Raw genomic sequence first — 24,136 nt, 5'->3', positions numbered from 1 at the left:
ACGCTTTCTTACATATCGAATGATTAAACATCAAGGGCAGGTGACATTATGGAATTGGAAAGACTTCAAAAAGCGATTGCTAAAAGTGGATATACATCCAGACGAAAAGCAGAAGCGTTAATTACGGAAGGTAAGGTTAAAGTTAACGGAAAAACAGTAACCGAATTGGGGACAAAAGTAAAGCCTGATGATACAATCGAAGTAAACAATATCCCTCTTGAAAAGGAAGAACCTATCTATCTTCTTCTTTATAAACCCAGAGGTGTCATTTCAAGTGTGAAAGATGACCGGAATCGTAAAGTGGTCACAGACTTACTTCCTGAAATAGAAGAAAGAATTTTTCCAATAGGAAGACTTGACTACGATACTTCAGGGATATTGCTTCTAACGAATGATGGTGATTTTGCCCAACAGCTTATGCACCCGAGATATCAGCTGGATAAAGTTTATATTGCAAAAGTAGAGGGAATTCCTGCACCAGAGGATTTAAAACCACTGAAGTCAGGAATAAACGATAAGGGTGAAAATCTGAAAGCCATTAAACATCGGATTTTGTCCGTAGATCATAAGAAAAACAGAGCCATATTAGAAATCACATTACATGAAGGGAAAAACCGGCAGATCAGGAGGATGATGGAGTCCTTAGGCTACCCGGTTTTAAAACTCAAGAGGGAAAGGTATGGTTTTCTGAACCTGCATGGAATGAACCCGGGGGATTATCGGGAGCTTACTCCTCATGAAATCAAGCAATTAAAAACTTATGCAGAAAAAAATGTTAAATAATTTTCATAATTTGTTACAAAACGGTAATTCACTTCGTCGTATAATGACCCAAAGGGAGTGGTCTGCGTATGTCCAATAAGAAAAAGAAGCGATTTATATTCAGAAGTATTGTGTTAGCCATCTTACTTGGTGCTGTCGTTTTTGCATTGGTTTCCAACTTCATGAAGGACAAAGAGGCGGTAGCAGATGGTGACCAGGCACCTCCTTTTGAGCTTGAGCAGGTAAATGGAGAAGGTGCAATTCATTTGTCGGAGGATTTAAAAGGGAAAGGGGTCATGGTGAATTTCTGGGCCACTTATTGCGACCCTTGTAAAGAGGAAATGCCTTATATGCAAAAACTGTATCCTGAATATAAAGAAAAAGGTGTAGAGATTGTAGCTGTAAGTCTTGATGCAACGAAACTGCGTATCAGAAACTGGATTGACAAGAATCATCTCACATTTCCCATTGTTCATGATAAAAACGGTACAGTAATGGAAGCTTATGGTGTCTTTGATCTCCCGGCATCATTCTTTATTAATCCGGACGGTACAGTTGAAAGACAGGTATTGGGAGCATTAACACTGGACCGGCTTGAAGGGTATTTAAATGAGATTGTACCAGAGAGTGAGAAATAAAAAGGATGAGTACGGATGAATGAAATAAAATGCGAATGCGGGCACGTAAACCCGGAAGGCACTGTTTTATGTGAGGCTTGTGGAAAACCTATTGAACGAAATCAGCACATTGATGGAAATGAAAAAAGTAAGCTTTTAAATATGCGTTATGAAGGAAGTGCAAGAAGATCCAAAACCAGAAACCAGACGGTGGTCGACAAAATCTGGATTTTCTTTTCTTCTGTAAAAGTAGGGGTCTGGTTAATCGTATTAACCCTGATTGCATCCATTATTGGTACGATTCTGCCCCAGGAAATGTACATACCTCAAAATGTTGAAGCAGCTGATCATTACAGAGATGAATACGGATTATTTGGTCAAATTTATTATCAACTGGGATTTCATAACCTGTATTCCTCCTGGTGGTATATACTCTTAATTGCATCCATCGGAGTATCTCTGGTCATTTGCAGTATTGATCGTGTTGTTCCGTTATATCGTGCTTTAAAACGACAAAAACCGAAACGGCACAGTAATTTTATCCGCAGACAGCGTTTATTTGGAAAAACGGAAAACGTAAAGCAGGCGGACATCGATCAGGTTGTCTCCCGTCTGAAAAAGAAACGTTACAGGATATCTGAAGAGAACGGACATATTTTAGCAGAAAAAGGCCGGTTCTCCAGATGGGGACCATATGTGAATCATATTGGGTTAATTATCGTACTGATCGCTGCTATACTACGCTCGATGTCCTTCTTTTATATTGAAGATTATGTTTGGGTAAGAGAAGGAGAAACGAAGCTCATCCCGCAAACAGACGGTCAGTACTTTATAAAAAACAACGACTTTATAATGGATGTATATGATGAAAACGATGAAAGATATGCCGAAGCAATCAAAAAAAATGGAGAAATGATTCCAAGTAATTATGAAACGAAGGCTGAAATTTATAAAGTGAAGGGAGATACCATTCCAGGGCAGGATCCGGAGTTAACAAAAGTTAATGAAGGGGAAATTCGTGTTAATGAACCGTTAACAGTAGAGGACATTTCATTATATCAGGCAAGTTATCAATTGAACGAATTTCAATCTATGTCATTTAAGCTGCATCTCAGTGATGATGAAAACGAATCACCTATTGGGGAATTCACCTTTGATATGAACAACCCTAAAAAAGAGTATGACCTTGGAAATGGATATCGGGTTGTTGTGGACGATTATTTCCCGGAATTTTTCATGGAAGAGGGAGTGCCTGATACCAAATCAAAATATCCTAAGAAACCTGCTTTTATTTTCTTTGTGTATGGTCCTGATATTGAAGATTATGAAGTGAATTTCCTGACCATAGGAGCAAATTTAAATCCTCATAATAATAATCAGTACAAGATTAGTATTACAGGTGTGGATATGAGGGATGTGACAGGATTGACAGTAAAACGGGATCACACCCTTCCATTTTTCGCGGTTGGAGCGATTATATTCATGATTGGCGTTGTCCAGGGCATGTATTGGTACCACCGCAGAGTTTGGATCCATCCGAGGGAAAATGAGGTATGGATAGCGGCACATACCAATAAAAACTGGTATGGCTTGAAAAAAGATATTGAATCGTCCCTGGAAGGAACAGATTTTAACATTCCGGATGATCAGCAGGAATTGAAGTAGCAGTAGCATTTAAGGAGGATCATCATTATGGATTATGTATCGATAAGCAGCAACTTTTTATTTGCATCATTTATCATCTATATGGTGGCTATCGTTTTCTTTGCATTTACCATAAGAGATAAAAATAAGGAGCATAAACAGACCAAGGCAGGAACGGTGGGGATTGTCTTAACCATCATTGGATTTATATCCCAGATTGGCTATTTTATAACCCGGTGGATTGCCAGCCATCACGCTCCAGTCAGCAATATGTTTGAGTACATGACGTTCTTTGGCATGATGCTGGTCTTTGCGTTTATTATTTTGTATTTCATTTACAAGGTTGACTTATTAGGATTGTTTATTTTACCTGTATCCGTAGTTGTCATCGGTTATGCGAGTGTATTCCCGCAGGAGATTTCACCGTTAGTACCGTCCTTGAAATCTCATTGGTTATATATCCATGTGACAACCGTTTCTCTTGGTGAAGGCATTCTGGCTGTAAGCTTTGGTGCAGGATTAATTTATTTAATTCGACAAGTTGACCAGACCGTAAGAAGTAAGAAGACTTTTTGGCTGGAGTTTATTATGTATTCGATTTTGAGTGTGATTGCTTTTGTGGCTGTCTCTACTACTTTCGGTGCAATGGATTACAGCATAGAATTTCAACATTCAGAAACAGAAACAACTGTAGTGTACAGTATGCCGGCGATTGCCGCTCCTAATGACGGGGTAATGCTGACTGAGGATAAAATGTCACCTTTGTTTAAAGCACCTGGCTGGATGAATGGAGCAGAAGCGGGGCGTAAATTGAATTCTCTTATCTGGTCACTGCTTGGCGGTCTGGTATTATACGGCCTGTTAAGACTTATTTTTCGAAAAAGAATTACAGCAGCTCTTCAGCCACGTGTTAAAAAGTCAAATCCTGAGCTGTTGGATGAGATTACTTATCGTGCTGTAACGATAGGCTTTCCAGTCTTCACTTTAGGCGGTCTTATATTCGCGTCCATATGGGCGCAGGAGGCCTGGGACCGTTTCTGGGGATGGGATCCTAAGGAAGTCTGGGCTCTTATTACCTGGTTTTTCTATGCAGCCTTCCTGCATCTGCGGTTATCAAGAGGATGGCATGGGGAGAAATCAGCGTGGCTGGCCGTCATTGGTTTTGCCATTATTATGTTTAACCTGGTTGTTGTAAACCTTGTTATTTCCGGATTGCACTCTTATGCATCTTAAATTCACGGATTTTTAAGCTACGTTAAGGGGGGATATTGAGAATGGAACAGAATGCGAAAATTCTGGTAGTTGATGATGAAGAAAGAATCAGACGGCTATTAAAGATGTACCTGGAAAGAGAAGACTTTCAAATTGAGGAAGCAGAGGATGGAAAAGAAGCTCTTCAAAAAGCGTTGGAAGACGACTACGATTTAATATTACTTGATCTCATGATGCCTGGTATGGATGGTGAAGAGGTTTGTACAGAGCTTCGGGAAAAGAAAAGTACGCCTGTTATTATGCTGACGGCTAAAGGGGAAGAAGCGAACCGTGTTCACGGACTTGAGGTTGGTGCAGATGATTATATCGTAAAACCTTTCAGTCCAAGAGAAGTTGTTTTGCGAGTAAAGGCTTTACTTAGACGTTCCTCAACAACCAATTTTGTGCAGACTCAGACTAAAACCAGTGATGTGCTTGTGTTCCCGCATCTCACAATTCAAAAGGATGCTCATAGGGTTACAGCCGATGATAAAGAAGTCAGTTTAACACCAAAAGAATATGAACTGCTCTTTTTCCTGGCAAGATCACCGGACAAAGTGTTCGCCAGAGAAGATTTATTAAAAGAGGTATGGAATTATGAGTTTTTTGGTGATTTGAGAACAGTTGATACTCATGTCAAAAGGCTAAGAGAGAAATTAAATAAAGTTTCAAAGGATGCTGCAAAAATGATTGTTACTGTCTGGGGTGTCGGGTATAAATTCGAGGTTGAGCAAGAGTAATGTTCTGGAGAAGTGTTGTTGTTAAACTATGGTTTACCATTTTACTTTTTTTCTCTTTTGTGCTCCTTACCCTGACGATTTTTTTGCTGCAGTTCTTTCAAAATTTTCATGAGACGCAGGCAAGAGAAGAGCTGGAACAGGATACAGAAAAAGTTATAAGCATTATAAATGGAAATGATAATCGTAGTCTGATGACCTCAACCATAGAGCAAATTACCGATCCATCCAAACGAGTGGTTTTAGTATTCAGCCGAGGGGACTATTGGATTTCATCAAGTAACGATCAGGAGCTGGAAAGCCTGGATATCAATTGGTTTTATTCAAATGAGGAATTTAAGCAGGTATTGAACCATGAGGATTCAACCTATCAAAAGACAACCTTACCAGAAACAGATCGTGAAATTCTTATCGTAGGACAACCTTTTGAGAACAGGGAAGGTGCAGTATTTGTTTATGAATCACTGGACATTGTAAAAGAAACCACTTCCCAGACAACAACACTTATTTTTGTAGCTGCAGGTATTGCCATTGTTTTAACAACATTTTTTGCGTTCTTTTTATCAACCAGAATTACCGCGCCTCTAATAAAGATGCGTAAGGCAGCTTTAGAATTGGCAAAAGGCGAATTTCATACAAAAGTACCGATTTTAACCAGAGATGAAATTGGAGAATTAGCCATTGCGTTTAATCGTATGGGCAGACAATTAAAATACCACATTCAGGCGTTAAATCAGGAAAAGGAACAGCTGTCCAGTATTCTCTCTTCCATGGCGGATGGTGTCATTACCTTTAATCGCAGTGGGGAAATGCTCGTTACGAATCCTCCAGCTGAGCGCTTTCTATCATTATTGACTTATGAAAATGGAAAGCAGGCTGGTGAAGAAGCAACACCCTTGGAGCTGCAATCAACGTTGGAACGGGTAATTGCATCTGAGCAGGAAGAAGTCACACAGGAATTTCACCTGCAGGGAAGATCATTCGTCGTAATCATGTCCCCTTTATACGATCAGCTTTATATTCGGGGAGCTGTTGCAGTTATAAGGGATATGACGGAAGAAAGACAGCTTGATAAACTAAGAAAAGACTTTATTGCAAATGTTTCCCATGAACTAAGAACACCGATTTCAATGCTGCAGGGATACAGTGAAGCCATTGTGGATGGAGTGGCTGACTCAAAAGAGGAGAAAAATGAGCTTGCTCAGATTATTCATGATGAATCCCTGCGTATGGGCAGACTCGTAAATGAGCTGCTGGATCTGGCAAGAATGGAAGCTGGACATATACAGCTTAATATACAGGAAATTGAACTGGAATCCTTTTTAAATAAAGTGGTTAATAAGTTTAAAGGAATGACTCAGGAGAAAGATATTAACTTGAAGCATGACTTTAACCTGGAAACAATGATCGTGCGTATCGATCCTGATCGTATGGAGCAAGTGCTGACGAACCTTATTGATAATGCTATTCGTCACAGCGACACGGGTGGAGAGGTTCAATTACACGTGCATGCAGTTGAAGATCAAATCGAGTTCAGTGTGGAGGATTCCGGAACTGGTATCCCGGAAGAAGACTTACCCTTTGTATTTGAACGCTTTTATAAAGGAGACAAATCGAGGGTGAAGAAGATGGGGAATACTGGAACTGGATTGGGGTTAGCGATTGCAAAAAATATCGTAGACGCTCATAATGGGTCAATTGACGTACACAGTAAACGCAATGAAGGAACAACCTTTATGTTTACGATTCCGGGAAACTTGTAAAAACAGTGGGAAAGATTGTTTGTTTTTGAGTGAAAAAATCAGATTGTTGAAGATTATGCTGAAAAATTTTGTTTCATATGAAAAAGAAAACCTTTGTCTGGTATAGACAAAGGTTTTCTTTTGGCTAATTTTAAGGATGTATTTTTCTTAATTATGTTAAAATATGGAGGAAGTTTTTAGATTCCGTACTGTAACTTTTTTTACGTTTATACGACTATATGGATAGAAGCGGGAGGCTTTAACATGAAAGAAGTCTTTCAGGATTTATATCATAAATATCATCAGGACGTGTTTCAATTTTTGTTTTATATGGTAAAAGACCGCAGTCTGGCTGAGGATTCTCGTTCAGGAGGTATATGTAAAAGTATTAAAATCCTACCACAATTTTAAAGGGGAAAGCTCAGAAAAAACCTGGTTAATCTCAATTGCCAGACACATCGCCATCGACTATTTCAGAAAACAGAAACGGAAGCAAAAGCGAATAATTGGGTCTTTTACGGTTGATGAAAAAAGTGACTGGCTGGAGGATACAGGCAAAATCCCAGAAGAAATTGCCATGGAGAATGAGGATATTCGCCATATGTATCAATGTTTAAAAAGGTGTAACATCGATCAGCAGACGGTCATTATTTTAAGATATATTCAGGCTTTATCTATTAAGGAAACGGCTGAAGTCCTTAATTGGAGTGAAAGTAAGGTGAAAACCACCCAGCATAGAGCGATTAAGCGGTTAAGAATGCAGATGAGCAAAGAGGAGGAGGGCAAAAAGTATGAAGAATAATGAAAACAACCATGAGATCGAAAAAATGTTAAATCAAATGCCCAAAATCCAGGACCATCAGGACGAAGAGGAGTTATTTAAGAAAGTACAGCAGCAACTCCAACGTACGCAAAACAAGCAAAGAAACAGGAAAGTATGGACGATTCCGGCGATGACTACCGCTGCTGTGATGCTTATTGCTGTCATCCTGATTTCTGTAATCACGAACCAGAACCCGACTGCGGACATGGCACAGGATATGGAGAACAGCTCAGAGGAAAGCGCATCTTCAGAGGACACCGGCACTCCTTCCCATGAGTTAAAAATGATGAGCCCTGAGGAGAATGACGCAAGTAGAGATGCGGAATCCTCTCCTTTGCCGGAAATGGATAAATCGGCACCCCGCTCTATTTCAGGCTTGCAGATCGGGATGACCTATGATGAAGTTATTAAGGAAATTGGCTCCCCGCTGGAGTATGAGGATACTGAAAATCAACGAAGTCTAAAATACTCCACTGAAGGGTATGGAATTAAATTACAATTCAAAAAGAACAGTCAAACGGTAAACGAGTTTACATTTATCCCCCGGTATTTACAGGACACGCAACAAAAACTGACGATTCATCCATTGTTCTTAAGACAGAAAATAGAGGGAATAAGAACAATGTTAGGTGGGCCCATGAATGAAGAATCTGTATCCTGTTTTGAAAATACAACCTGTGAGGAGTATACGTATAAACTCAATTCCAAAGACAGAATTGTAGTGAGGACATCCTGGAACAAAGAGGATATTGAATTTATAAAATTATTAAGGCAGGAACATCAATAAGATTGCCGGGTTGCGTGGGATAAAATCATATGGCACATATACAATAAGTTATTAAAAACACCCCCCATGAGTGGTCACGTTTCATCCACGTAATGGGGGTGCTTCTGTTATATTGGATCACCCGATGAGGGTTTGTCTACTCAAATTTATCCGGATCACCATGAAATGGCTGATCCGCTATCCGGATAGATTCGGTAGGGCAGCCATCCAGAGCATCCTCCATATCTTCTATTAAGTGCTCAGGGACTTCTGTTATTCCCTGATTATCATCTAACAAACAATAGGACAGTCCCTCTTCATCGTAATCATAAATATCTGGTGCCGCCGCTCCGCATGCACCGCAGGCAATACAGGTTTCTTTATCAACAATGGTGTATTTTGACATTTTTCTGTCCTCCACTAAGCAATTCCTAAAAATAATCTTAAGCAAAAAAGCATTTTCGCTTCTCTTCGGTATATTAAATTTTAAAACTGTTAAATTCACATTTCAACTGATATGATATATAGTAGCAAATATTAGAGAATCGCAGGGAATTTTAACGAAACGCGCCGAAAGGAGAGGGGCCATTGTATCAGACGATTTTATTAGCCTGTATTGACCGGATTGATGATGAAAAAAGCTTTTCTTCCATCTATCATTTATTGAAAGGAAAGCGTTCAGCACAAACGATTCAGGATGCTAAAGCTTATGGTCTCTCTCCCATTTTCGGTATCCTGAAATCATTAACGAAAAATCAATTCCGGAACAGCCTCCTGAAACTGCATAAGGATGAGTATATTGAATGGAAGGGTGAGGAAACCGTTAGTCTAACCAGCACGGGGAAATCTTATCTTAGCATCCGTAAGAGCCAGGAACCTGAACTTGCGTGGTTTGATGGTTTTAATCTTCATCACATTGCTCCGCATTTCCGGTTGAGACTTTTATTATGGATTCAAACTGCTTCCAACCTACTAAAAAATCATTCTCATTTTATCCCTGTTAATGACCAGAGGGAAGTTGCAACTTGGGTTAAGACTTTCTATCAGAAAAAGAAAAATCAACTGGATGCACACTTTGCTTCCCTGCATGAGGAGTTACACCAATTACTAAAGCTTCATCAGCCATTTCACGCCGATATATTTGTAGCAACGCTGACAGGCTTCCGAAAAATTGGTTTGAGTAAGCAGCAAATTGCAGAAAAGTGGAATCTTACCATTGAAGATGCAGAACTGTATCTTCAATCATCCATCCACTTTATTCTTAATAAAGTTCATCAGAATCAGACAGAATTTCCAACTTTAAGCGAATTTATCCCACATGAATTAATGCAGTTGCCCCTAACAGCTTCTGCTGGAAAAACCAGGAAATTATTGAAACAGGGATACACGATCGAACAGATATCCAGGAGAAGAAATCTTAAAGTAAATACCATTCAGGATCATATTGTTGAAATCATCCATGTTGATCCATCTTATCCTGTGGATTCATTTGTTTCAGCAGAGGCGGAACAAATCATACGTAATAAAATAAGCGAATTAAATACAAAGCGCTTAAAGGTAATAAAAGAACAATTGCCGGAATCTATTAGTTACTTTATGATTCGTATCGTAATGGCTAAACTTTATCAATCGAGGGATTATGCCTATGCATAGAAATAAACCGGATCAAATGAAATTGTTATCCATATTAAAAAATAAGTTTGGGTATGAGGGATTTCGTGAAGGGCAATTAGATATTATAAAAGATATTTTCCACGGGCAGAGTGTTCTTGGGATATTACCAACAGGTACAGGAAAATCCTTGTGTTATCAGTTACCGGCCTTTTCGTTGGAGGGAATCACGATTGTTGTTTCTCCTCTTGTATCACTTATGGTAGATCAGGTCAAGCAGTTAAAGGCCAGAGGATTTAAACGTGTAACAGCTATCAACAGTTTATTGGACCATAACCAGAGAGACTATATCCTGAGGCATTTACATGACTATAAACTCATTTACTGTTCTCCGGAGATGCTTCAAAATCCGTACTTTTTTCATCGTTTAAAATCCTTATCTGTATCCCTGTTTGTGGTGGATGAAGCCCACTGTATTTCTCAATGGGGACATGAATTCCGAACGGACTATTTAAAGTTGAAGGATCGCATAAAGGAGCTTGGGAATCCCGCGGTGCTGGCATTAAGTGCAACAGCTACACCTCAGGTACAGGAGGATATTCAATATTTTCTGGATATTCCTGACCTGAAAAAACGGATCTATCCTATGGACCGTCCAAACATTGCATTTGCCATTGAACATGTAACTCACTGGCAGGAAAAGGTGGGGCGTATCGTTCAGGTTTTAAAGCAAAATCCGGTTCCCACGATGATCTATTTTTCAAGCCGTAACTGGTGTGAAAAAGTCAGTGAAACATTAAACCAGGAATTACCCGATTCACGTGTTGCCTACTACCATGGAGGAATGAGTTCAGAGGATCGACTACTCATTCAACAGCAATTTATGAATCACCAGCTTGATGTTATTTGCTGTACGAGTGCTTTTGGGATGGGAGTTGATAAGCAGGACATTCGACTAGTTATCCATTTTCATTTGCCTACGCAATTGGAATCCTTTATACAGGAGGTTGGCCGTGCAGGCCGGGATGGAAAGGAGAGCGTAAGTCTTGCTCTTTATACAGAGGGAGATGAACAAATTCCATTACGCTTAATTGAACAGGAACTCCCAACAGAAAGACAGGTGGAGCAAATATTTGGTGATTTACTCAAGATAAACAGTACTTCTCTTCCCTTAAAAGACATTAAAGAGGAATTGATTGCTAAATATGAGTTAACCGAAACGCAGTGGAATTTCTTAAAATACCAGCTTGAGCAGCAAAAGATTATTACAGGTGAGCAATTCCACCTGGAGGCTGATGTGCTGGAGAATACATGTCAACGGACACTTAGCCTATTAAGAGAACGTGCAGCCATTAAAATAAAGAAGTTGTACCAATTTATTGATTGGATAAAAAGTACTGGATGCCGGAGAAAGGATCTATACAGGCCCTTCCAGGAAAGCTATCAGCAGCCAGTGTACCATTGCTGTGATCATTGTGATTTTTCCTTCTCAAAATGGAATCCACCTATTCAGCATCAAATAGAAGAAAGGGTTGAGGGGTGGGAGGTTGAACTTAGGAAGCTATTTCACCAGGAGGCATAAAAGTGAAAAAACAAATGAATCAGGCCGAACTGATTAAGCGCATGACGGATAAAGAGCTATTATTCAATCTCTATTTTTCCCAGGGAATCTTTGTTGTGATTGCGATCGTTAGCAGCTTCTTTTTATTTGATTCTTTTTATAATTGGTTCCACCAGCTTAAATGGGATCCCGTCAACCTCTTTTTATTCGGTCTTTTACCAGCATTGGCGATTGTTGTGGTTGATCTTATTCTTATGGAGCTATTACCGGAATCCTATTACGATGATGGGGGAATCAACGAAAGAATCTTTAAAAATCGCAGTATTGTTCAAATCTTCTTTATTACACTATTTGTCGCACTATCCGAAGAAATGCTGTTCAGGGGCGTTATCCAGCATGAATTTGGCTATTTAATAGCAAGCGTACTTTTTGCATTGATCCACTTTCGCTATCTGCGTAAACCTGTATTATTAATCTCCATATTGAGTATCAGCTTTTTAATAGGATATATATATGAAATCACTGAAAACCTGGCTATCACAATCACAGCTCATTTTTTTGTGGATTTTATTCTGGCGCTTTTCATTAAATTTAAATGGGGTGACCTTTATGGCGTTGAGGAAACCAGCTGAATCAGCGTATGAAGGCGAGAACTCAAAGGAAATCGATGTGAATGAGCTGCCACCACGCAGCACTGTACATAAGAAAAAGAGGTCATCAGCCAGGAAAACGAAAGAAAAGGATAAACGTCCGGAAGCGAAGGAGAAACGGAAATCTATCCGATGGAATGTGTGGGTACTCAGAATTTTTCTCGTTTTATTTGTACTCCTTGTTTTAGGGGTACCCGTATACTATTATTGGGAGGACATTAAGCAGCCGATTATATCGGATCAGAATAATGACCATCCTGCTGGAGAACGGATCTTCTTTGATCATTAAAGGTTTTCGGAATGTAAACAGTCATATATTTTTATGGTGCTGTCTCCTTTCCTTAAGACATTTTGTAGTTCTTTTCATATGTTTCATTCAGTAAAATATGTTATTTTTAAGTAAAGGGAATTTCTTTTCCTAAGTCGAATATGATTTACATGAAGAATTCCCGATTCCTGTATTGGACGGCTTGTGATTTCTTCGTGTTAAATAGATAAAGTAGATGGAGAGGTGGCAAGTATGTTTGTGAGGAGCATTATGATTCCTAAACATCATTGTGTTGTGGCAAATGCCCAGGACGATTTGCAGAAGGTTCTGGATACCTTGTTATCAAAAGATATACAGGGAGTCCCGGTCATCGAGGATGAAACATTCAGAGGAATGATCACAAAGCAGATGATTTATCAGCGTTATTTTTATTCTGATGATTATACGGATAAAGAAGCTTTCCTGAATTCTGTGACAGCAGCAGATATTGTAGAGCATGGTGATTTACATATTACCGAAGAGGATGTTTTTGAAAGTACCTTGACAGCGTTTAAAGGATTTCCCATATTGGCGGTTACCGATGAGAATAAGCACTTCCTTGGAATTGTTACACGATTTGATGTACTGGAACAATTTGAAAGTGCCTTTGGCATGAAAAAGCAGGGGGTCCGCATTGCATTTGCCTCCATTGAAGCGGAAGGTCGTATAGCCAAATTGTCCGAATTGATCAGAAATCATCATGGAAATATCATCTCCTTAGCAACCTTTGATGAAACAGACAGACTTGCCAGAAGAATTGTCCTGAAGCTGGAGAATAATGAAAATGTTGATGTTGACCGATTTTTAACCCGGCTGGAAAAGAGCGGATTTCGAGTGCTGGATGTAAAGACGGTCTGAAGTATATCACATACATGATGTGGTAATCATTTTTAGAGGAGCAGGATATAAAAATCCCGCTGACCTAAGTTGCGGCAAAATAAGGAAGCCCTTGTCAAGGATGTGTATTGACAGGGGCTTTCCATATCCTCACTAAACATTGCAGAAGGGAATTGAAGGATGCTGATTTATTTAATTATATTTGTGATTATTGGCGGTATTTCTTTATTGCTATATATGTATATTCTTGCACATAATAATCATTTAGAAAAGGTAACGATTTTCGATAAAAATTTTCCTTCTTCTTCAGAGCGTTTGAACATATTTTTTATATCAGATGTTCATAAAAGACTCATTAACCAGTCAGTACTTCATTCTCTCGACCAAATAGATGTAACGATTATCGGTGGGGACTTATGTGAAAAAAATGTTCCCTTGCGTTATGTGGAAGAGAATATCTTAAAATTAAGGGAATTAAATGCCCCCATCTTTTTCGTCTGGGGAAATAATGATATCGAGGTGAATGCTTACAAGCTTGTCTCCCTCTTATCCAGGCATAAGGTTACAATCCTGGCCGACTCATCATTTGTCTGGACCTTAAGTTCCGGAGACAGAATTCAATTAGCAGGACTGCATTCTTTATATTTGCGCCAGGTTTTAACCAGTAAGTACTTTGAGAACATTTGGAAGCCTGATGTCTCTTACACAATTCTTGCCAATCATGAACCTGAATCCTATGATTTATTAAACAAGGAACAAAAAGAGCAGGTAAATCTGGTCTTGAGCGGTCATACCCATGGAGGACAAATCCGTTTTTTGGGCTTTGGTTTAAGGAATAAGGGCGGATGGAAGAAAGTGGGCCATCAGCACTTTTTAGTCAGTGAGGGGTATGGGACATCAACTTTACCACTGCGTTTAGGGACAAGAGCTGAATGTCACTGCATTACTATTCAGTCACCTTCGTGAAATGTGCAGAAATATGAAACTTTCCTGTTAATGGATACATAAAATAATCGTAAGGGAACGTTCATGCTATAATTAGCATACGAAAGTTAAGTATTTGGAGGTGGTTATATGCGTATTGAGCGCCTGGATTCTAACCGATTTAAAATATTTTTAACCTTTGATGATCTAATGGAAAGAGGCTTTACAAAGGATGAGCTGTGGTATGATTTTCCAAAGACTCATCAGATGTTTCAGGATATGCTGTTTGAGGCCAGTGATGAAATTGGTATGGAAATTGACGGAAACCTGCTTGTAAACGTTCATATGTTACATGCTCAAGGTATGCTGATTGTCGTTACACAGGATATGGAATACATTGATGAAGAATATATTGAAATGAAAGTCACTCTGGATCAAAATAAAGAGTTTATGTATTGTTTTACTGATTTTGAATCTGTCATTCAGGTTTCAAGCCACCTAACCCATTTAGGTATACAGAAAGCATCTGTTTTTTATTGGAATCATCATTACTATATGAAATTATTTGATGAAGATTTACAGTATCTGAATAAGGAAAATGTTATAGCGGTCATGTCGGAATTCTCTTCACCCAGCACAGTTACTTCTGCACGTCTTAGGGAATATGGCCGACTGGTCGTAGAAAATGACGCCGTACAGGTGATCCAAAATTATTTTTTATAATGTGAAATTCAATGTTTTTTCGGGTTTATCTATTCAGCAAAAAGGGTAACCAATCGGTGAAAAGCAGAAAATCGTTTTAAAACTATTTAAATAGCATTGAAACCTTACTGAATATCAACTATAATGAAATCGCTTACAGTTTCATATCTATTTAAATCTTGAAAATGTTCTAGTAACTGTTGCATATTAAATATGAATGTGTATACTAATTTCTGAAAGTAATGGTATGATGATGTTACTGATAATTCATAGGAGGTAAGCGAATGGTTGCCGACAAACCAGCAGAATCGTCAAATGAAAAAAGCGAAAATCTAGATGCTCTAAAATCTACTCAAACAGTTATTAAAAAAGCACTGGATAAGTTGGGTTATCCAGAGGAAGCTTATGAGTTATTGCGTGAACCCGTTCGAATTATGACTGTACGAATACCCGTAAGGATGGATAACGGTCAAATAAAAGTTTTTACAGGATACCGTGCCCAGCACAATGATGCGGTAGGACCTACGAAGGGCGGAGTTCGTTTCCATCCGGAGGTCAATGAAAAGGAAGTAAAGGCACTATCGATTTGGATGAGTTTAAAAGCAGGCATTGTAGATTTGCCTTACGGTGGCGGAAAGGGTGGAATTATCTGTGATCCCCGTGAAATGTCCTTCCGTGAACTTGAAGGGTTAAGCCGCGGCTATGTACGGGCGATTAGTCAGGTTGTAGGACCAACTAAAGATATTCCTGCCCCTGATGTTTTTACCAATTCTCAGATTATGGCGTGGATGATGGATGAATATAGTAGAATAGATGAATTTAATAACCCTGGTTTTATTACTGGAAAGCCCCTTGTACTCGGAGGATCTCATGGCAGAGACACAGCAACGGCCAAAGGGGTAACCATTTGTGTTGAAGAAGCTGCTAAATTAAAAGGAATAGACTTAAACGGAGCCCGGGTCATTATTCAGGGGTTTGGTAATGCTGGAGGTTATTTATCAAAATTCATGAACGATGCAGGTGCTAAAGTAGTAGCTATATCTGATGCCCAGGGAGCTCTTTATGATCCGGATGGTCTGGATATTGATTACTTATTAGATCGGCGCGACAGCTTTGGTTCCGTTACAAATCTTTTTGAAAATACCATTTCAAATGAGGAAATGCTTGAGCTGGATTGCGATATTCTCGTACCCGCAGCTATAGCGAATCAGATTACAGCAAAAAATGCCCATAATATTAAAGCCAAAATTGTTGTTGAAGCAGCAAATGGCCCTACATCCCTTGAAGGCACGAAAATACTGGCAGACAGGGATATTCTTCTTGTGCCCGATGTGTTAGCTTCATCTGGCGGTGTTACAGTAAGCTATTTTGAATGGGTGCAGAATAACCAGGGGTATTACTGGACAGAAGAAGAAGTTCAGGAAAAGCTCAAAACGGTACTTGTGAAATCATTCCATAATGTTTATGAAACCTCAGTAAATCGAAAAATTGATATGAGACTGGCCGCTTACATGGTTGGTGTTAGAAAAATGGCTGAAGCAGCACGCTTTCGTGGCTGGATATAATGAAAATAATTTGATTAACAAATGTGCATCTCCTATTATATATATGGTAGGAGATGTTTTTATTTGTGGTTAAAGAAGGTGGAATAGGAATGATTACAGAAAAAGTCGTCATTATTGGAGCTGGACCCTGTGGTTTGGCTACGGCATTAGCATTAAAAAAACAAGGAATCGATCCATTAATCATTGAAAAAGGAAATGTGGTTCAGTCTTTATATCGCTTTCCAACACACCAGACCTTTTTTAGTTCAAGTGATCGTCTGGAAATTGGAGAGATCCCTTTTATCACAGAAAAGCAAAAGCCAGTTCGAAATGAAGCACTAACGTATTATCGAACGGTAGCAGAAAGGGAGCAGCTCAGAATTAACACCTTTGAAAAAGTGGAAAGTGTAACCGGAATGGATCAGTCATTTTCGGTACGAACGCAGAAAAGAAGTGGAAAGCACGAGGAATATCAGGCCAAATATGTGGTGGCTGCTACAGGTTATTACGATCAGCCTAATTATATGGGTATAAAGGGTGAGGATCTGGATAAGGTCACTCACTACTTTAAGGAAGCACATCCGTATTTTAATACAGATGTTGTTGTGATTGGCGGGAAGAACTCCGCGGTCGACGCTGCTTTGGAATTAGTGAAGGCGGGTGCGAGAGTAACTGTTATCTATCGGGGCAGTGAATATTCAAAAAGCATTAAACCGTGGATATTGCCGCTTTTTGATTCTTTAGTTCGAAAAGGAATCGTTACGATGATTTTTAATGGGAAGGTAACAGAGATTACAGAGGATAAGGTTTTCTATACGGTTAATCAGGAAGAGAAGGCGATAAAGAATGACTTTGTATTTGCCATGACAGGCTATCACCCTGATCACAGCTTTTTAACCTCGATGGGAGTTCTTATGGATGATGAAACAGGCCGTCCTGACTTTGATGAAACGACGATGGAAAGCAATGTTGAAAATATCTATATAGCTGGAGTCATTGCGGCAGGCTATAATAATAATGAAATTTTCATTGAAAATGGACGTTTCCATGGGGATCAAATTGCCCGCTCTATTGCAGAAAAAGAAATGAAATAACAGGAGAGAAAATCATGAGCAAAGTTATTTTAATCACTACAGGTGGAACGATAGCCAGTGCGGTTAATGAGGAATCAGGCAAATTAACTTCAGGCGCACTAACCGGTGAAGAGCTGGCTGGATTATGTGATTTGCCGGCAGATATTCATGTAGAAGTTGATTCTATGCTGCAGAAGCCGAGTATGCATTTAACATTTGAGGATTATATGGATATCAGAAGCAGGATCTATTATTATTTTGAGGATGAAGATGTTGATGGAGTTGTCCTTACCCATGGCACTGATACGCTTGAAGAGACAGCCTATTTTCTCGATTTAACCATTAATGATGAGAGGCCTGTTGTGGTGACTGGCTCCCAGCGATCCCCGGGAGAATTAGGCAGTGATGTATATATTAACTTAAGACATGCCATTTATTCAGCTCAAAGCAGTGATTTACAAAACGCCGGCACAGTCGTTGTTTTTAACGAACGGATTTTTGCTGCCAAGTATGTAAAAAAAGAGCATGCATCAAATATTCAGGGCTTTAATGCATTTGGTTTTGGTTATTTAGGTATTATTGACAATGATGAGGTATATGTATACCAAAAGCCTCTGAAACGGGAGACGTATTCCATGGAGCATTCTGTCCCAAGAGTCGATATTATTAAATGTTATATAAATGGTGATGGGACGTTTATTAAGGCGGCAAGAGAAAATGGCACAGAAGGGATTGTGCTCGAAGGTGTCGGAAGAGGTCAGGTGCCTCCTTTAATGATGCCTGAAATAAAACGCAGCATTGCTGAAGGTATCAAAGTTGTGATTACCACCAGTTCAGAAGAGGGAGCTGTATATACAACCTATGATTATGAAGGAAGTGCACATCAATTGGTTAAAGAGGGTGTCATACTTGGAAAGGATTATGATAGTAAAAAAGCCCGAATTAAATTAGCTGTTCTTCTGGCATCAGGGTGTAAAAATATACCTGAGCAATTTTAAGTATTTGTAAAAATATAGTATTTTCAACCCCCTGAATTCATGATAGGATTAAATAAGATTGAAGATTGGGGGAGGAGTCAAAATGGTCGGTTTAATATCCGCCAGTATTGCGCCGGGTTTCGCACTATTAACCTTTTTCTATTTAAAAGACCGCTTTGACTCCGAGCCTTTATCAATGGTGTTAAGAGCTTTTATATTCGGAGCTTTACTTGTTTTTCCTATTATGTTTATTCAATATGGATTTTCTGTCGAGGATGTCGGACAGCATCCATTTATTCAAAGCTTCTTTCTGACTGGAATGTTAGAGGAATTTTTCAAATGGTTTATCTTTCTATATGTGATTTACGAGCATGTTCATTTTGACAATCATTATGATGGGATTGTCTACGGTGTAGCCATCAGTCTGGGATTTGCCAGTCTGGAAAATCTTTTATACCTGCTCGCGAATGGCATTGAGTATGCTTTAAGCCGGGCTGTCTTCCCGGTGTCTTCCCATGCCTTATTCGGTGCCATCATGGGGTATTATATGGGCAGGAATAAATTTTACCCGGTCAAATCCTATCGTATGATAACTGTAGCTCTTTTCATACCCACCTTTCTCCACGGCATTTACGATTTTTTATTACAAACGATTCAAAGCAATTGGATATATGTAATGATTCCGTTCATGGTGTTTTTATGGGTGTTTGCGATGCGGAGAGTAAAACGGGCTAATGATTATACGGAAAAACGACAAGTGCTGCACTTTCAGAAAAACAAAAAAACAGTGTAAGAAGCAGTCCTGGAAAAACAGGGCTGCTTCTTTTTTTTGTATAAAAGTTCGTTTTCAACAAAACATATATGGGACAAAAAGAAATGCTTTAATCTCAGGAGGCATGAAGATGAATGGCAAAAAGCTTCTTTTATGTTCCATTGTTTTTTTACTCATGATGATCATTCCTCTATCAAGTTTTGATAATGTACAAAAATCCGAAGCCTTTAGTCCCCGTATTTTGCAAAAGGGATCTTCAGGAGATGATGTAATTGAACTTCAGTCAAGATTACAATACTTAGGATTCTACAAAGGGAAAATTGATGGTTTATTTGGTTGGGGTACCTATTGGGCTGTCCGGAACTTTCAATCTGACTATGAATTAGAGGTAGATGGGTTAGTAGGCTCGGCTACCAAAAATAAGCTGGAAAAAGCAAGTCAATATAATAAACAGTGGGTACACGAGCAGCTGAGAAATGATCGGGAATTTACGTATTATGGCGGAACACCTTTGGAACAGCAAACCAAAAAGAAGGGTGGAACTGGTAAGTCAAATCAACAGCAACAACAGCAGGGAAATCAGCAACAGAAGAATCAGCAGCAAAATCAAGGGAATCAGCAAAATGACAATACACAGCCACAGCCAACTTCTGTAAATGTACCATCGGGATACTCTCAAAATGATATTAAATTGATGGCGAATGCCGTCTATGGCGAGGCCAGGGGAGAACCGTATACAGGACAGGTAGCTGTTGCTGCCGTCATCCTGAATCGAGTGGAAAGTCCGACATTCCCAAATACCGTTTCAGGAGTTATTTTCGAGCCAAGAGCTTTTACAGCTGTTGCAGATGGACAGATCTGGCTGGAACCAAATGATAAGGCCAGGGAAGCTGTTATTGACGCTCTGAACGGGATGGATCCTTCAGGGAACGCCCTGTATTATTTTAATCCTGCGACAGCCACGTCAGACTGGATTTGGTCCAGACCCCAAATTAAAAAGATCGGGAAACATATCTTTTGTAAATAAGAAAGGAGTGAGAGGATGCTACGCTGGCTATTTATCGCAGTCCTGTCCATTGCAGTTGTAGGAACTGCATTCTGGGGATATCAGGAGCACCAGGAGAAAAATGCTATTTTGATTCAGGCAGAAAATAACTACCAGCGATCCTTCCATGATTTAACCTATCATATTGATTCCTTGCATGATAAAATCGGCACGGTATTAGCAATGAATTCCCCAAGGAGCGTATCACCCCAACTGGCAGAAATATGGCGAATCACCTCTGATGCCCATTCTGAGGTAGGACAGCTCCCTCTATCTTTATTACCTTTTAATAAAACAGAGGAGTTTCTGTCTAATATTGGGGATTTCTCTTATCGTACTGCTGTGAGGGGGCTGGATAAAGAGCCCTTGAACGATGAAGAAACCAAAATGCTGGAAAAGCTTTATCAGCAGTCCGGTGAGATTAAGCGGGAGCTGCGTAATGTCCAGCATCTGGCATTGGAAAATAATTTACGATGGATGGATGTGCAATTAGCGCTGGTTAATCATGATCAGCCTGCCGACAATACGATTATAGACGGCTTTAAAACCGTTGAGAAAAATGTAGAGACCTTCTCAGAAAGCAGCTTTCAGGAGCAGTTAAATGGTGTGTCAAAGAATGATGATAAGGAAATCAAATTAGAAGGCGGAAAAATAAATAAAAAGGAAGTAAAATCTATAGCCGGGGACGTTTTTCAGCTAAAAGACGGAGATTTAAAAATTACGTCCTCAGGTGATGGCTCAGATATAAAGGTTTATAGTGCGTCCTTTGAGCAGGACAATAAACACGGATATATGGATATTACCGAAAAAGGCGGTTATGTTATTTCGATGATTTTAAACCGGGACATTGGAGAAAAATCCATTGGTCTTCATGACGGGATGAAAAAAGCAGAACAATTTTTAACAAAACTGGGCTATGAGAATATGGAAGCCTATAATAGTGCGGAATATAGTAATGTCGGGGTCTATTCGTTTGCTTATAATCAGGATGATGTACGAATATATCCGGATTCCGTGCAGGTAAAAGTTGCTCTTGATAATGGTGATGTGGTTGGTTTGTCAGCAAGAGACTTTTTAGTCAACCATCAGGAACGAGACGTGAGTGAACCTGAGATTACAATAGAGGAGGCCAAAAAAGAAGTCAATCCTAATGTTGAAATACAGGAGGAATCACTGGCTGTTATTGATAATGACTTAGGAGAAGAGGTTCTTGTCTATGAATTCTTAGGTACTTTAGGTGAAGACACATACCGTATATATATAAATGCCTCCGATGGCTTTGAGGAAAGAGTAGAGCGATTGAAATCCACCGAAGTAAAATTTGATACCTCTGCTTAAATTTACAGGAAAATGGGATGACCAATTGGTTTCTCATTTTCCTTTTCATTTTTGAGATTATTTGTCATAATGAATGTATCACGGTGCAATCGTCCGTAAGTATGCGAAAGGGAAGAGGGGAACTCCATGAAAGTTGGAACAGTATTGTCCCTGTCATATATAGAGGAAGGTGGACAGTCCATACAAAGCTACTCCAGTAAAATTATCGAGATGGATGATCAGGAATGTCTGATTCAGTATCCTGTGAATGATGATACAGGCCGAACTTCCTTTTTTATTGAAGGCAGTTCATTTAATGTCCAATTTGTCGGAAAAGATGAGGTGGTTTACTCATTTCCTGCCAAAGTGATGAAGCGCAAAAAGATTAATTCCATACCTGTATTAGCGCTATCCATTCCTGAAGAAGAATCCTTTACCTCTGTGCAGCGGCGAAATTATGTCCGGGTATTAGTGGCACTGGATGTTTCTGTTCATCCGCAAAGAAGAGATGTTTCTCCTTTTACAACGACGACAATCGATGTAAGTGGCGGGGGACTGGCTATACGTACACCTGATCATATCAAATTGAACAAAAATGATCAGCTTGATGTATGGGTTGTTTTACCTTTTAAAAACCAGGAATATCAATACGTGCATGCCTCCGCTAAAGTCATGCGTCAAATAAAAAAGACGTCAAATATAACGGTCACTTCTCTAATGTTTGATCAAATTTCCGCACATGACCGGGAACAGATGATTCGGTTTTGTTTTCAAAAGCAGATTGATAAAAAGAGAATAACCAGAAATCGGCATAATTCAACAAGGAATCGGGGATAGTAAGGGAAAAAGGTGGATGTCTATGATTCGGTTTGAGCGAATCTTAAAGTGGACATTAATTTTTCTCTTTCTTTTACTGATTCTTACTCAATGGCTGGTCATTCATACTGACATCAATACATATATCAATCCTGTATATAAATATATTGGGGTTCAAAAATTATTCTGATTGACCTCATAGACCAATGATTCTCTGTATGATATGATTTTTAAGAAGAATTTAGCAGGGCCTGCCTGCTATTTCTTTTTGTAGAGGCGTTTGTTTTAGGATGAAAGGGTCCAGGAGTGTTTTGAGGCTGGACGTGCGCAAGGAGGAATTCTATATGAAAAGAGATATTGCCATTGCGATTGATGGACCGGCAGCAGCCGGAAAGAGCACTGTCGCAAAAATCGTTGCAAAACATCTATCCTATGTATATATTGATACTGGAGCGATGTATAGAGCACTAACATTAAAAGCCATACAGCACCAGCTGAATGTAGATAACGAAACAGAAATTGTGGAATTATTAAATCATACCAGCATTCAGTTTAAACAAAACGGTGAACAGCAGCTTGTGTATCTGGATGATGCTGATGTAACCCATGAAATCCGCTCTCAGGAAGTCACACACCATGTATCGGATGTTTCCAAACATAAGGAAGTGCGTGAGGAAATGGTACAAAGGCAGCAGCAATTAGCCAGAAGCAGAGGCGTTGTTATGGATGGACGTGACATTGGAACACATGTCATTCCTGATGCTGAAGTGAAGGTATTCTTAATTGCTTCCGTTGACGAAAGAGCAAAGCGAAGGCACAAAGAAAATGTAGAAAAAGGGTATCCGTCCAACTTAGAGGAATTAAAGAAGGAGATACAAAGAAGAGACCAGATTGATTCACAGAGGGAGGTTTCTCCGCTTATAAAGGCGGAGGATGCCATAGAGATAGATACTACATCCTATACAATAAATGAGGTAGCAGAACGTATATTAGAAATAGTATCTTCAAAAATATAAGGTTGAGGGGACATTTACTATGCTTTATCGATTGGGAATATTCCTTTGTCTGGTTATTCTTAAAACCATTTTCAGAATAAAGGTAATAGGAAAAGAAAACATTCCGAGCGAAGGACCGGTAATTATCTGTTCAAATCATATATCCAACCTGGACCCGCCCGTTGTTGGAATGACAAGCCCCCGTACGATCCATTTCATGGCAAAGGGTGAACTGTTCAATAATAAATGGCTTGGTGGATTACTTCGCAGGTTAAATGCTTTTCCGGTCCGCAGAGGTATGAAGGACAGGCAGGCTTTGCGTGAAGGTCTTAATATACTAAAAGACAACCACACACTAGGCTTATTTCCGGAAGGGACACGAAGTAAAACCGGGGAAGTTCAAAGAGGGCTGGCCGGTGCAGGATTCTTCGCACTACGTTCAGATGCTGTGATTATCCCTTGTGCTATTATCGGTGAATATAAACTATCCGGGCAACTAAAGGTTGTGTATGGGGAACCGGTGCCAATGGATCAATTGCGTTCAGAAAAAGCTTCTGCCCAGGTCGTTGTAGATCAGATTATGAACGAGATTCAAAAATTAAGGGATATACATAAAAACAATAGCAATTAGCTTGACAAAACAGATAAAATATTAGAACTTAG

General features: G+C 39.4%; 25 protein-coding genes and 1 pseudogene. 25 read left to right on the top strand and 1 reads right to left on the bottom strand.

Features of this window, described 5'->3' with window-relative positions; all coding sequences use genetic code 11:
- Positions 1-48: 48 nt before the first annotated feature.
- The 8 genes and pseudogenes from ACZ5OK_RS10465 to ACZ5OK_RS10430 all read left to right on the top strand — a co-directional run bounded on the left by ACZ5OK_RS10465 (position 49) and on the right by ACZ5OK_RS10430 (position 8,363).
- The gene (locus tag ACZ5OK_RS10465; protein ID WP_343836679.1) at positions 49-783 is read left to right on the top strand and encodes a pseudouridine synthase; all 735 of its coding nucleotides are present in this window, start codon (positions 49-51) and stop codon (positions 781-783) included.
- Between the two features lie 68 nt (positions 784-851).
- Positions 852-1,400: a thiol-disulfide oxidoreductase ResA gene (gene resA, locus ACZ5OK_RS10460; protein ID WP_343836677.1), complete on the top strand. Its 549-nt coding sequence runs from the start codon at positions 852-854 to the stop codon at positions 1,398-1,400.
- A 15-nt stretch (positions 1,401-1,415) separates the two neighbouring features.
- Positions 1,416-3,044, top strand: a complete 1,629-nt coding sequence (resB, locus tag ACZ5OK_RS10455; RefSeq protein ID WP_343836674.1) for a cytochrome c biogenesis protein ResB — start codon at positions 1,416-1,418, stop codon at positions 3,042-3,044.
- 27 nt (positions 3,045-3,071) lie between these two features.
- Positions 3,072-4,256: a c-type cytochrome biogenesis protein CcsB gene (gene ccsB / locus ACZ5OK_RS10450; protein WP_343836671.1), complete on the top strand. Its 1,185-nt coding sequence runs from the start codon at positions 3,072-3,074 to the stop codon at positions 4,254-4,256.
- Between the two features lie 41 nt (positions 4,257-4,297).
- On the top strand, positions 4,298-5,014 hold the full coding sequence (locus tag ACZ5OK_RS10445) for a response regulator transcription factor (RefSeq protein ID WP_343836669.1): 717 nt from the start codon (positions 4,298-4,300) through the stop codon (positions 5,012-5,014).
- Positions 5,014-6,774 (top strand): ATP-binding protein, encoded by a 1,761-nt coding sequence (locus ACZ5OK_RS10440; RefSeq protein ID WP_343836666.1) that lies wholly within the window; start codon positions 5,014-5,016, stop codon positions 6,772-6,774. The genes ACZ5OK_RS10445 and ACZ5OK_RS10440 overlap by 1 nt, the downstream gene beginning before the upstream one ends.
- Positions 6,775-7,017: 243 nt before the next feature.
- Positions 7,018-7,555 (top strand): annotated as a pseudogene (sigX, locus tag ACZ5OK_RS10435) (RNA polymerase sigma factor SigX).
- Entirely contained in the window at positions 7,545-8,363 is an 819-nt protein-coding gene (locus tag ACZ5OK_RS10430; RefSeq protein WP_343836661.1) for a hypothetical protein, read from the top strand. Before sigX ends, ACZ5OK_RS10430 begins: the two are co-directional and overlap by 11 nt.
- Before the next feature lie 136 nt (positions 8,364-8,499).
- Here ACZ5OK_RS10430 and ACZ5OK_RS10425 read toward each other — a convergent pair whose 3' ends face one another.
- On the bottom strand, positions 8,500-8,748 hold the full coding sequence (locus ACZ5OK_RS10425) for a ferredoxin (protein ID WP_044157866.1): 249 nt from the start codon (positions 8,746-8,748) through the stop codon (positions 8,500-8,502).
- 182 nt (positions 8,749-8,930) lie between these two features.
- Between ACZ5OK_RS10425 and ACZ5OK_RS10420 the strand changes: the two genes are divergently transcribed.
- The 17 genes from ACZ5OK_RS10420 to ACZ5OK_RS10340 all read left to right on the top strand — a co-directional run bounded on the left by ACZ5OK_RS10420 (position 8,931) and on the right by ACZ5OK_RS10340 (position 24,104).
- The gene (locus ACZ5OK_RS10420; protein WP_343836658.1) at positions 8,931-9,995 is read left to right on the top strand and encodes a YpbB family protein; all 1,065 of its coding nucleotides are present in this window, start codon (positions 8,931-8,933) and stop codon (positions 9,993-9,995) included.
- On the top strand, positions 9,988-11,535 hold the full coding sequence (locus ACZ5OK_RS10415; RefSeq protein ID WP_343836655.1) for a RecQ family ATP-dependent DNA helicase: 1,548 nt from the start codon (positions 9,988-9,990) through the stop codon (positions 11,533-11,535). The genes ACZ5OK_RS10420 and ACZ5OK_RS10415 overlap by 8 nt, the downstream gene beginning before the upstream one ends.
- A gap of 2 nt (positions 11,536-11,537) precedes the next feature.
- Entirely contained in the window at positions 11,538-12,146 is a 609-nt protein-coding gene (locus ACZ5OK_RS10410) for a CPBP family intramembrane glutamic endopeptidase (protein WP_343836653.1), read from the top strand.
- Positions 12,124-12,453 (top strand): hypothetical protein, encoded by a 330-nt coding sequence (locus ACZ5OK_RS10405; RefSeq protein ID WP_343836651.1) that lies wholly within the window; start codon positions 12,124-12,126, stop codon positions 12,451-12,453. The genes ACZ5OK_RS10410 and ACZ5OK_RS10405 overlap by 23 nt, the downstream gene beginning before the upstream one ends.
- A 249-nt stretch (positions 12,454-12,702) precedes the next feature.
- Positions 12,703-13,329, top strand: a complete 627-nt coding sequence (locus tag ACZ5OK_RS10400) for a CBS domain-containing protein (RefSeq protein ID WP_464758124.1) — start codon at positions 12,703-12,705, stop codon at positions 13,327-13,329.
- A 159-nt stretch (positions 13,330-13,488) separates the two neighbouring features.
- Complete coding sequence (locus ACZ5OK_RS10395; RefSeq protein ID WP_343836646.1) at positions 13,489-14,274, top strand: metallophosphoesterase; 786 nt, start codon at positions 13,489-13,491, stop codon at positions 14,272-14,274.
- A gap of 108 nt (positions 14,275-14,382) precedes the next feature.
- Complete coding sequence (locus ACZ5OK_RS10390) at positions 14,383-14,955, top strand: genetic competence negative regulator (protein WP_343836645.1); 573 nt, start codon at positions 14,383-14,385, stop codon at positions 14,953-14,955.
- A gap of 263 nt (positions 14,956-15,218) precedes the next feature.
- The gene (locus tag ACZ5OK_RS10385; protein ID WP_343836644.1) at positions 15,219-16,499 is read left to right on the top strand and encodes a Glu/Leu/Phe/Val family dehydrogenase; all 1,281 of its coding nucleotides are present in this window, start codon (positions 15,219-15,221) and stop codon (positions 16,497-16,499) included.
- Positions 16,500-16,588: 89 nt separating this feature from the next.
- On the top strand, positions 16,589-17,572 hold the full coding sequence (locus ACZ5OK_RS10380; RefSeq protein ID WP_343836641.1) for a YpdA family putative bacillithiol disulfide reductase: 984 nt from the start codon (positions 16,589-16,591) through the stop codon (positions 17,570-17,572).
- A 14-nt stretch (positions 17,573-17,586) separates the two neighbouring features.
- Positions 17,587-18,549 (top strand): asparaginase, encoded by a 963-nt coding sequence (locus ACZ5OK_RS10375; RefSeq protein WP_343836639.1) that lies wholly within the window; start codon positions 17,587-17,589, stop codon positions 18,547-18,549.
- Between the two features lie 82 nt (positions 18,550-18,631).
- A complete protein-coding gene (prsW, locus tag ACZ5OK_RS10370; protein WP_343836637.1) occupies positions 18,632-19,321 on the top strand; it encodes a glutamic-type intramembrane protease PrsW in 690 nt (229 codons plus the stop codon).
- 103 nt (positions 19,322-19,424) lie between these two features.
- Positions 19,425-20,327 (top strand): spore cortex-lytic enzyme, encoded by a 903-nt coding sequence (gene sleB / locus ACZ5OK_RS10365; protein WP_425542166.1) that lies wholly within the window; start codon positions 19,425-19,427, stop codon positions 20,325-20,327.
- A 15-nt stretch (positions 20,328-20,342) separates the two neighbouring features.
- Positions 20,343-21,683: a germination protein YpeB gene (gene ypeB, locus ACZ5OK_RS10360; RefSeq protein ID WP_343836633.1), complete on the top strand. Its 1,341-nt coding sequence runs from the start codon at positions 20,343-20,345 to the stop codon at positions 21,681-21,683.
- 126 nt (positions 21,684-21,809) lie between these two features.
- A complete protein-coding gene (locus ACZ5OK_RS10355; protein ID WP_343836631.1) occupies positions 21,810-22,499 on the top strand; it encodes a flagellar brake protein in 690 nt (229 codons plus the stop codon).
- 22 nt (positions 22,500-22,521) lie between these two features.
- On the top strand, positions 22,522-22,668 hold the full coding sequence (locus ACZ5OK_RS10350; RefSeq protein ID WP_162038809.1) for a DUF5359 family protein: 147 nt from the start codon (positions 22,522-22,524) through the stop codon (positions 22,666-22,668).
- 154 nt (positions 22,669-22,822) lie between these two features.
- Positions 22,823-23,494, top strand: coding sequence for a (d)CMP kinase (gene cmk, locus ACZ5OK_RS10345; protein ID WP_343836628.1), 672 nt, complete (start codon positions 22,823-22,825; stop codon positions 23,492-23,494).
- Between the two features lie 19 nt (positions 23,495-23,513).
- Complete coding sequence (locus ACZ5OK_RS10340) at positions 23,514-24,104, top strand: lysophospholipid acyltransferase family protein (protein ID WP_343836625.1); 591 nt, start codon at positions 23,514-23,516, stop codon at positions 24,102-24,104.
- Positions 24,105-24,136: the final 32 nt, after the last annotated feature.

It is taken from the genome of Salinibacillus aidingensis (assembly GCF_055393355.1).
This window is presented reverse-complemented; position numbering and strand designations above follow the sequence as displayed.

Bases quoted from the DNA above. Each gene is read 5' to 3' on its own strand.
- prsW (WP_343836637.1), top strand. From the start codon at position 18,632: ATGGTCGGTTTAATATCCGCCAGTATTGCGCCGGGTTTCGCACTATTA.
- ACZ5OK_RS10375 (WP_343836639.1), top strand. From the start codon at position 17,587: ATGAGCAAAGTTATTTTAATCACTACAGGTGGAACGATAGCCAGTGCG.
- ACZ5OK_RS10400 (WP_464758124.1), top strand. From the start codon at position 12,703: ATGATTCCTAAACATCATTGTGTTGTGGCAAATGCCCAGGACGATTTG.
- ACZ5OK_RS10385 (WP_343836644.1), top strand. From the start codon at position 15,219: ATGGTTGCCGACAAACCAGCAGAATCGTCAAATGAAAAAAGCGAAAAT.
- ccsB (WP_343836671.1), top strand. From the start codon at position 3,072: ATGGATTATGTATCGATAAGCAGCAACTTTTTATTTGCATCATTTATC.
- ACZ5OK_RS10445 (WP_343836669.1), top strand. From the start codon at position 4,298: ATGGAACAGAATGCGAAAATTCTGGTAGTTGATGATGAAGAAAGAATC.
- ACZ5OK_RS10395 (WP_343836646.1), top strand. From the start codon at position 13,489: ATGCTGATTTATTTAATTATATTTGTGATTATTGGCGGTATTTCTTTA.
- ACZ5OK_RS10465 (WP_343836679.1), top strand. From the start codon at position 49: ATGGAATTGGAAAGACTTCAAAAAGCGATTGCTAAAAGTGGATATACA.
- ACZ5OK_RS10415 (WP_343836655.1), top strand. From the start codon at position 9,988: ATGCATAGAAATAAACCGGATCAAATGAAATTGTTATCCATATTAAAA.
- ACZ5OK_RS10390 (WP_343836645.1), top strand. From the start codon at position 14,383: ATGCGTATTGAGCGCCTGGATTCTAACCGATTTAAAATATTTTTAACC.
- ACZ5OK_RS10405 (WP_343836651.1), top strand. From the start codon at position 12,124: ATGGCGTTGAGGAAACCAGCTGAATCAGCGTATGAAGGCGAGAACTCA.
- ACZ5OK_RS10440 (WP_343836666.1), top strand. From the start codon at position 5,014: ATGTTCTGGAGAAGTGTTGTTGTTAAACTATGGTTTACCATTTTACTT.
- ypeB (WP_343836633.1), top strand. From the start codon at position 20,343: ATGCTACGCTGGCTATTTATCGCAGTCCTGTCCATTGCAGTTGTAGGA.
- resA (WP_343836677.1), top strand. From the start codon at position 852: ATGTCCAATAAGAAAAAGAAGCGATTTATATTCAGAAGTATTGTGTTA.
- ACZ5OK_RS10425 (WP_044157866.1), bottom strand. From the start codon at position 8,748: ATGTCAAAATACACCATTGTTGATAAAGAAACCTGTATTGCCTGCGGT.
- ACZ5OK_RS10350 (WP_162038809.1), top strand. From the start codon at position 22,522: ATGATTCGGTTTGAGCGAATCTTAAAGTGGACATTAATTTTTCTCTTT.
- ACZ5OK_RS10340 (WP_343836625.1), top strand. From the start codon at position 23,514: ATGCTTTATCGATTGGGAATATTCCTTTGTCTGGTTATTCTTAAAACC.
- ACZ5OK_RS10380 (WP_343836641.1), top strand. From the start codon at position 16,589: ATGATTACAGAAAAAGTCGTCATTATTGGAGCTGGACCCTGTGGTTTG.
- cmk (WP_343836628.1), top strand. From the start codon at position 22,823: ATGAAAAGAGATATTGCCATTGCGATTGATGGACCGGCAGCAGCCGGA.
- ACZ5OK_RS10430 (WP_343836661.1), top strand. From the start codon at position 7,545: ATGAAGAATAATGAAAACAACCATGAGATCGAAAAAATGTTAAATCAA.
- resB (WP_343836674.1), top strand. From the start codon at position 1,416: ATGAATGAAATAAAATGCGAATGCGGGCACGTAAACCCGGAAGGCACT.
- ACZ5OK_RS10355 (WP_343836631.1), top strand. From the start codon at position 21,810: ATGAAAGTTGGAACAGTATTGTCCCTGTCATATATAGAGGAAGGTGGA.
- sleB (WP_425542166.1), top strand. From the start codon at position 19,425: ATGAAGATGAATGGCAAAAAGCTTCTTTTATGTTCCATTGTTTTTTTA.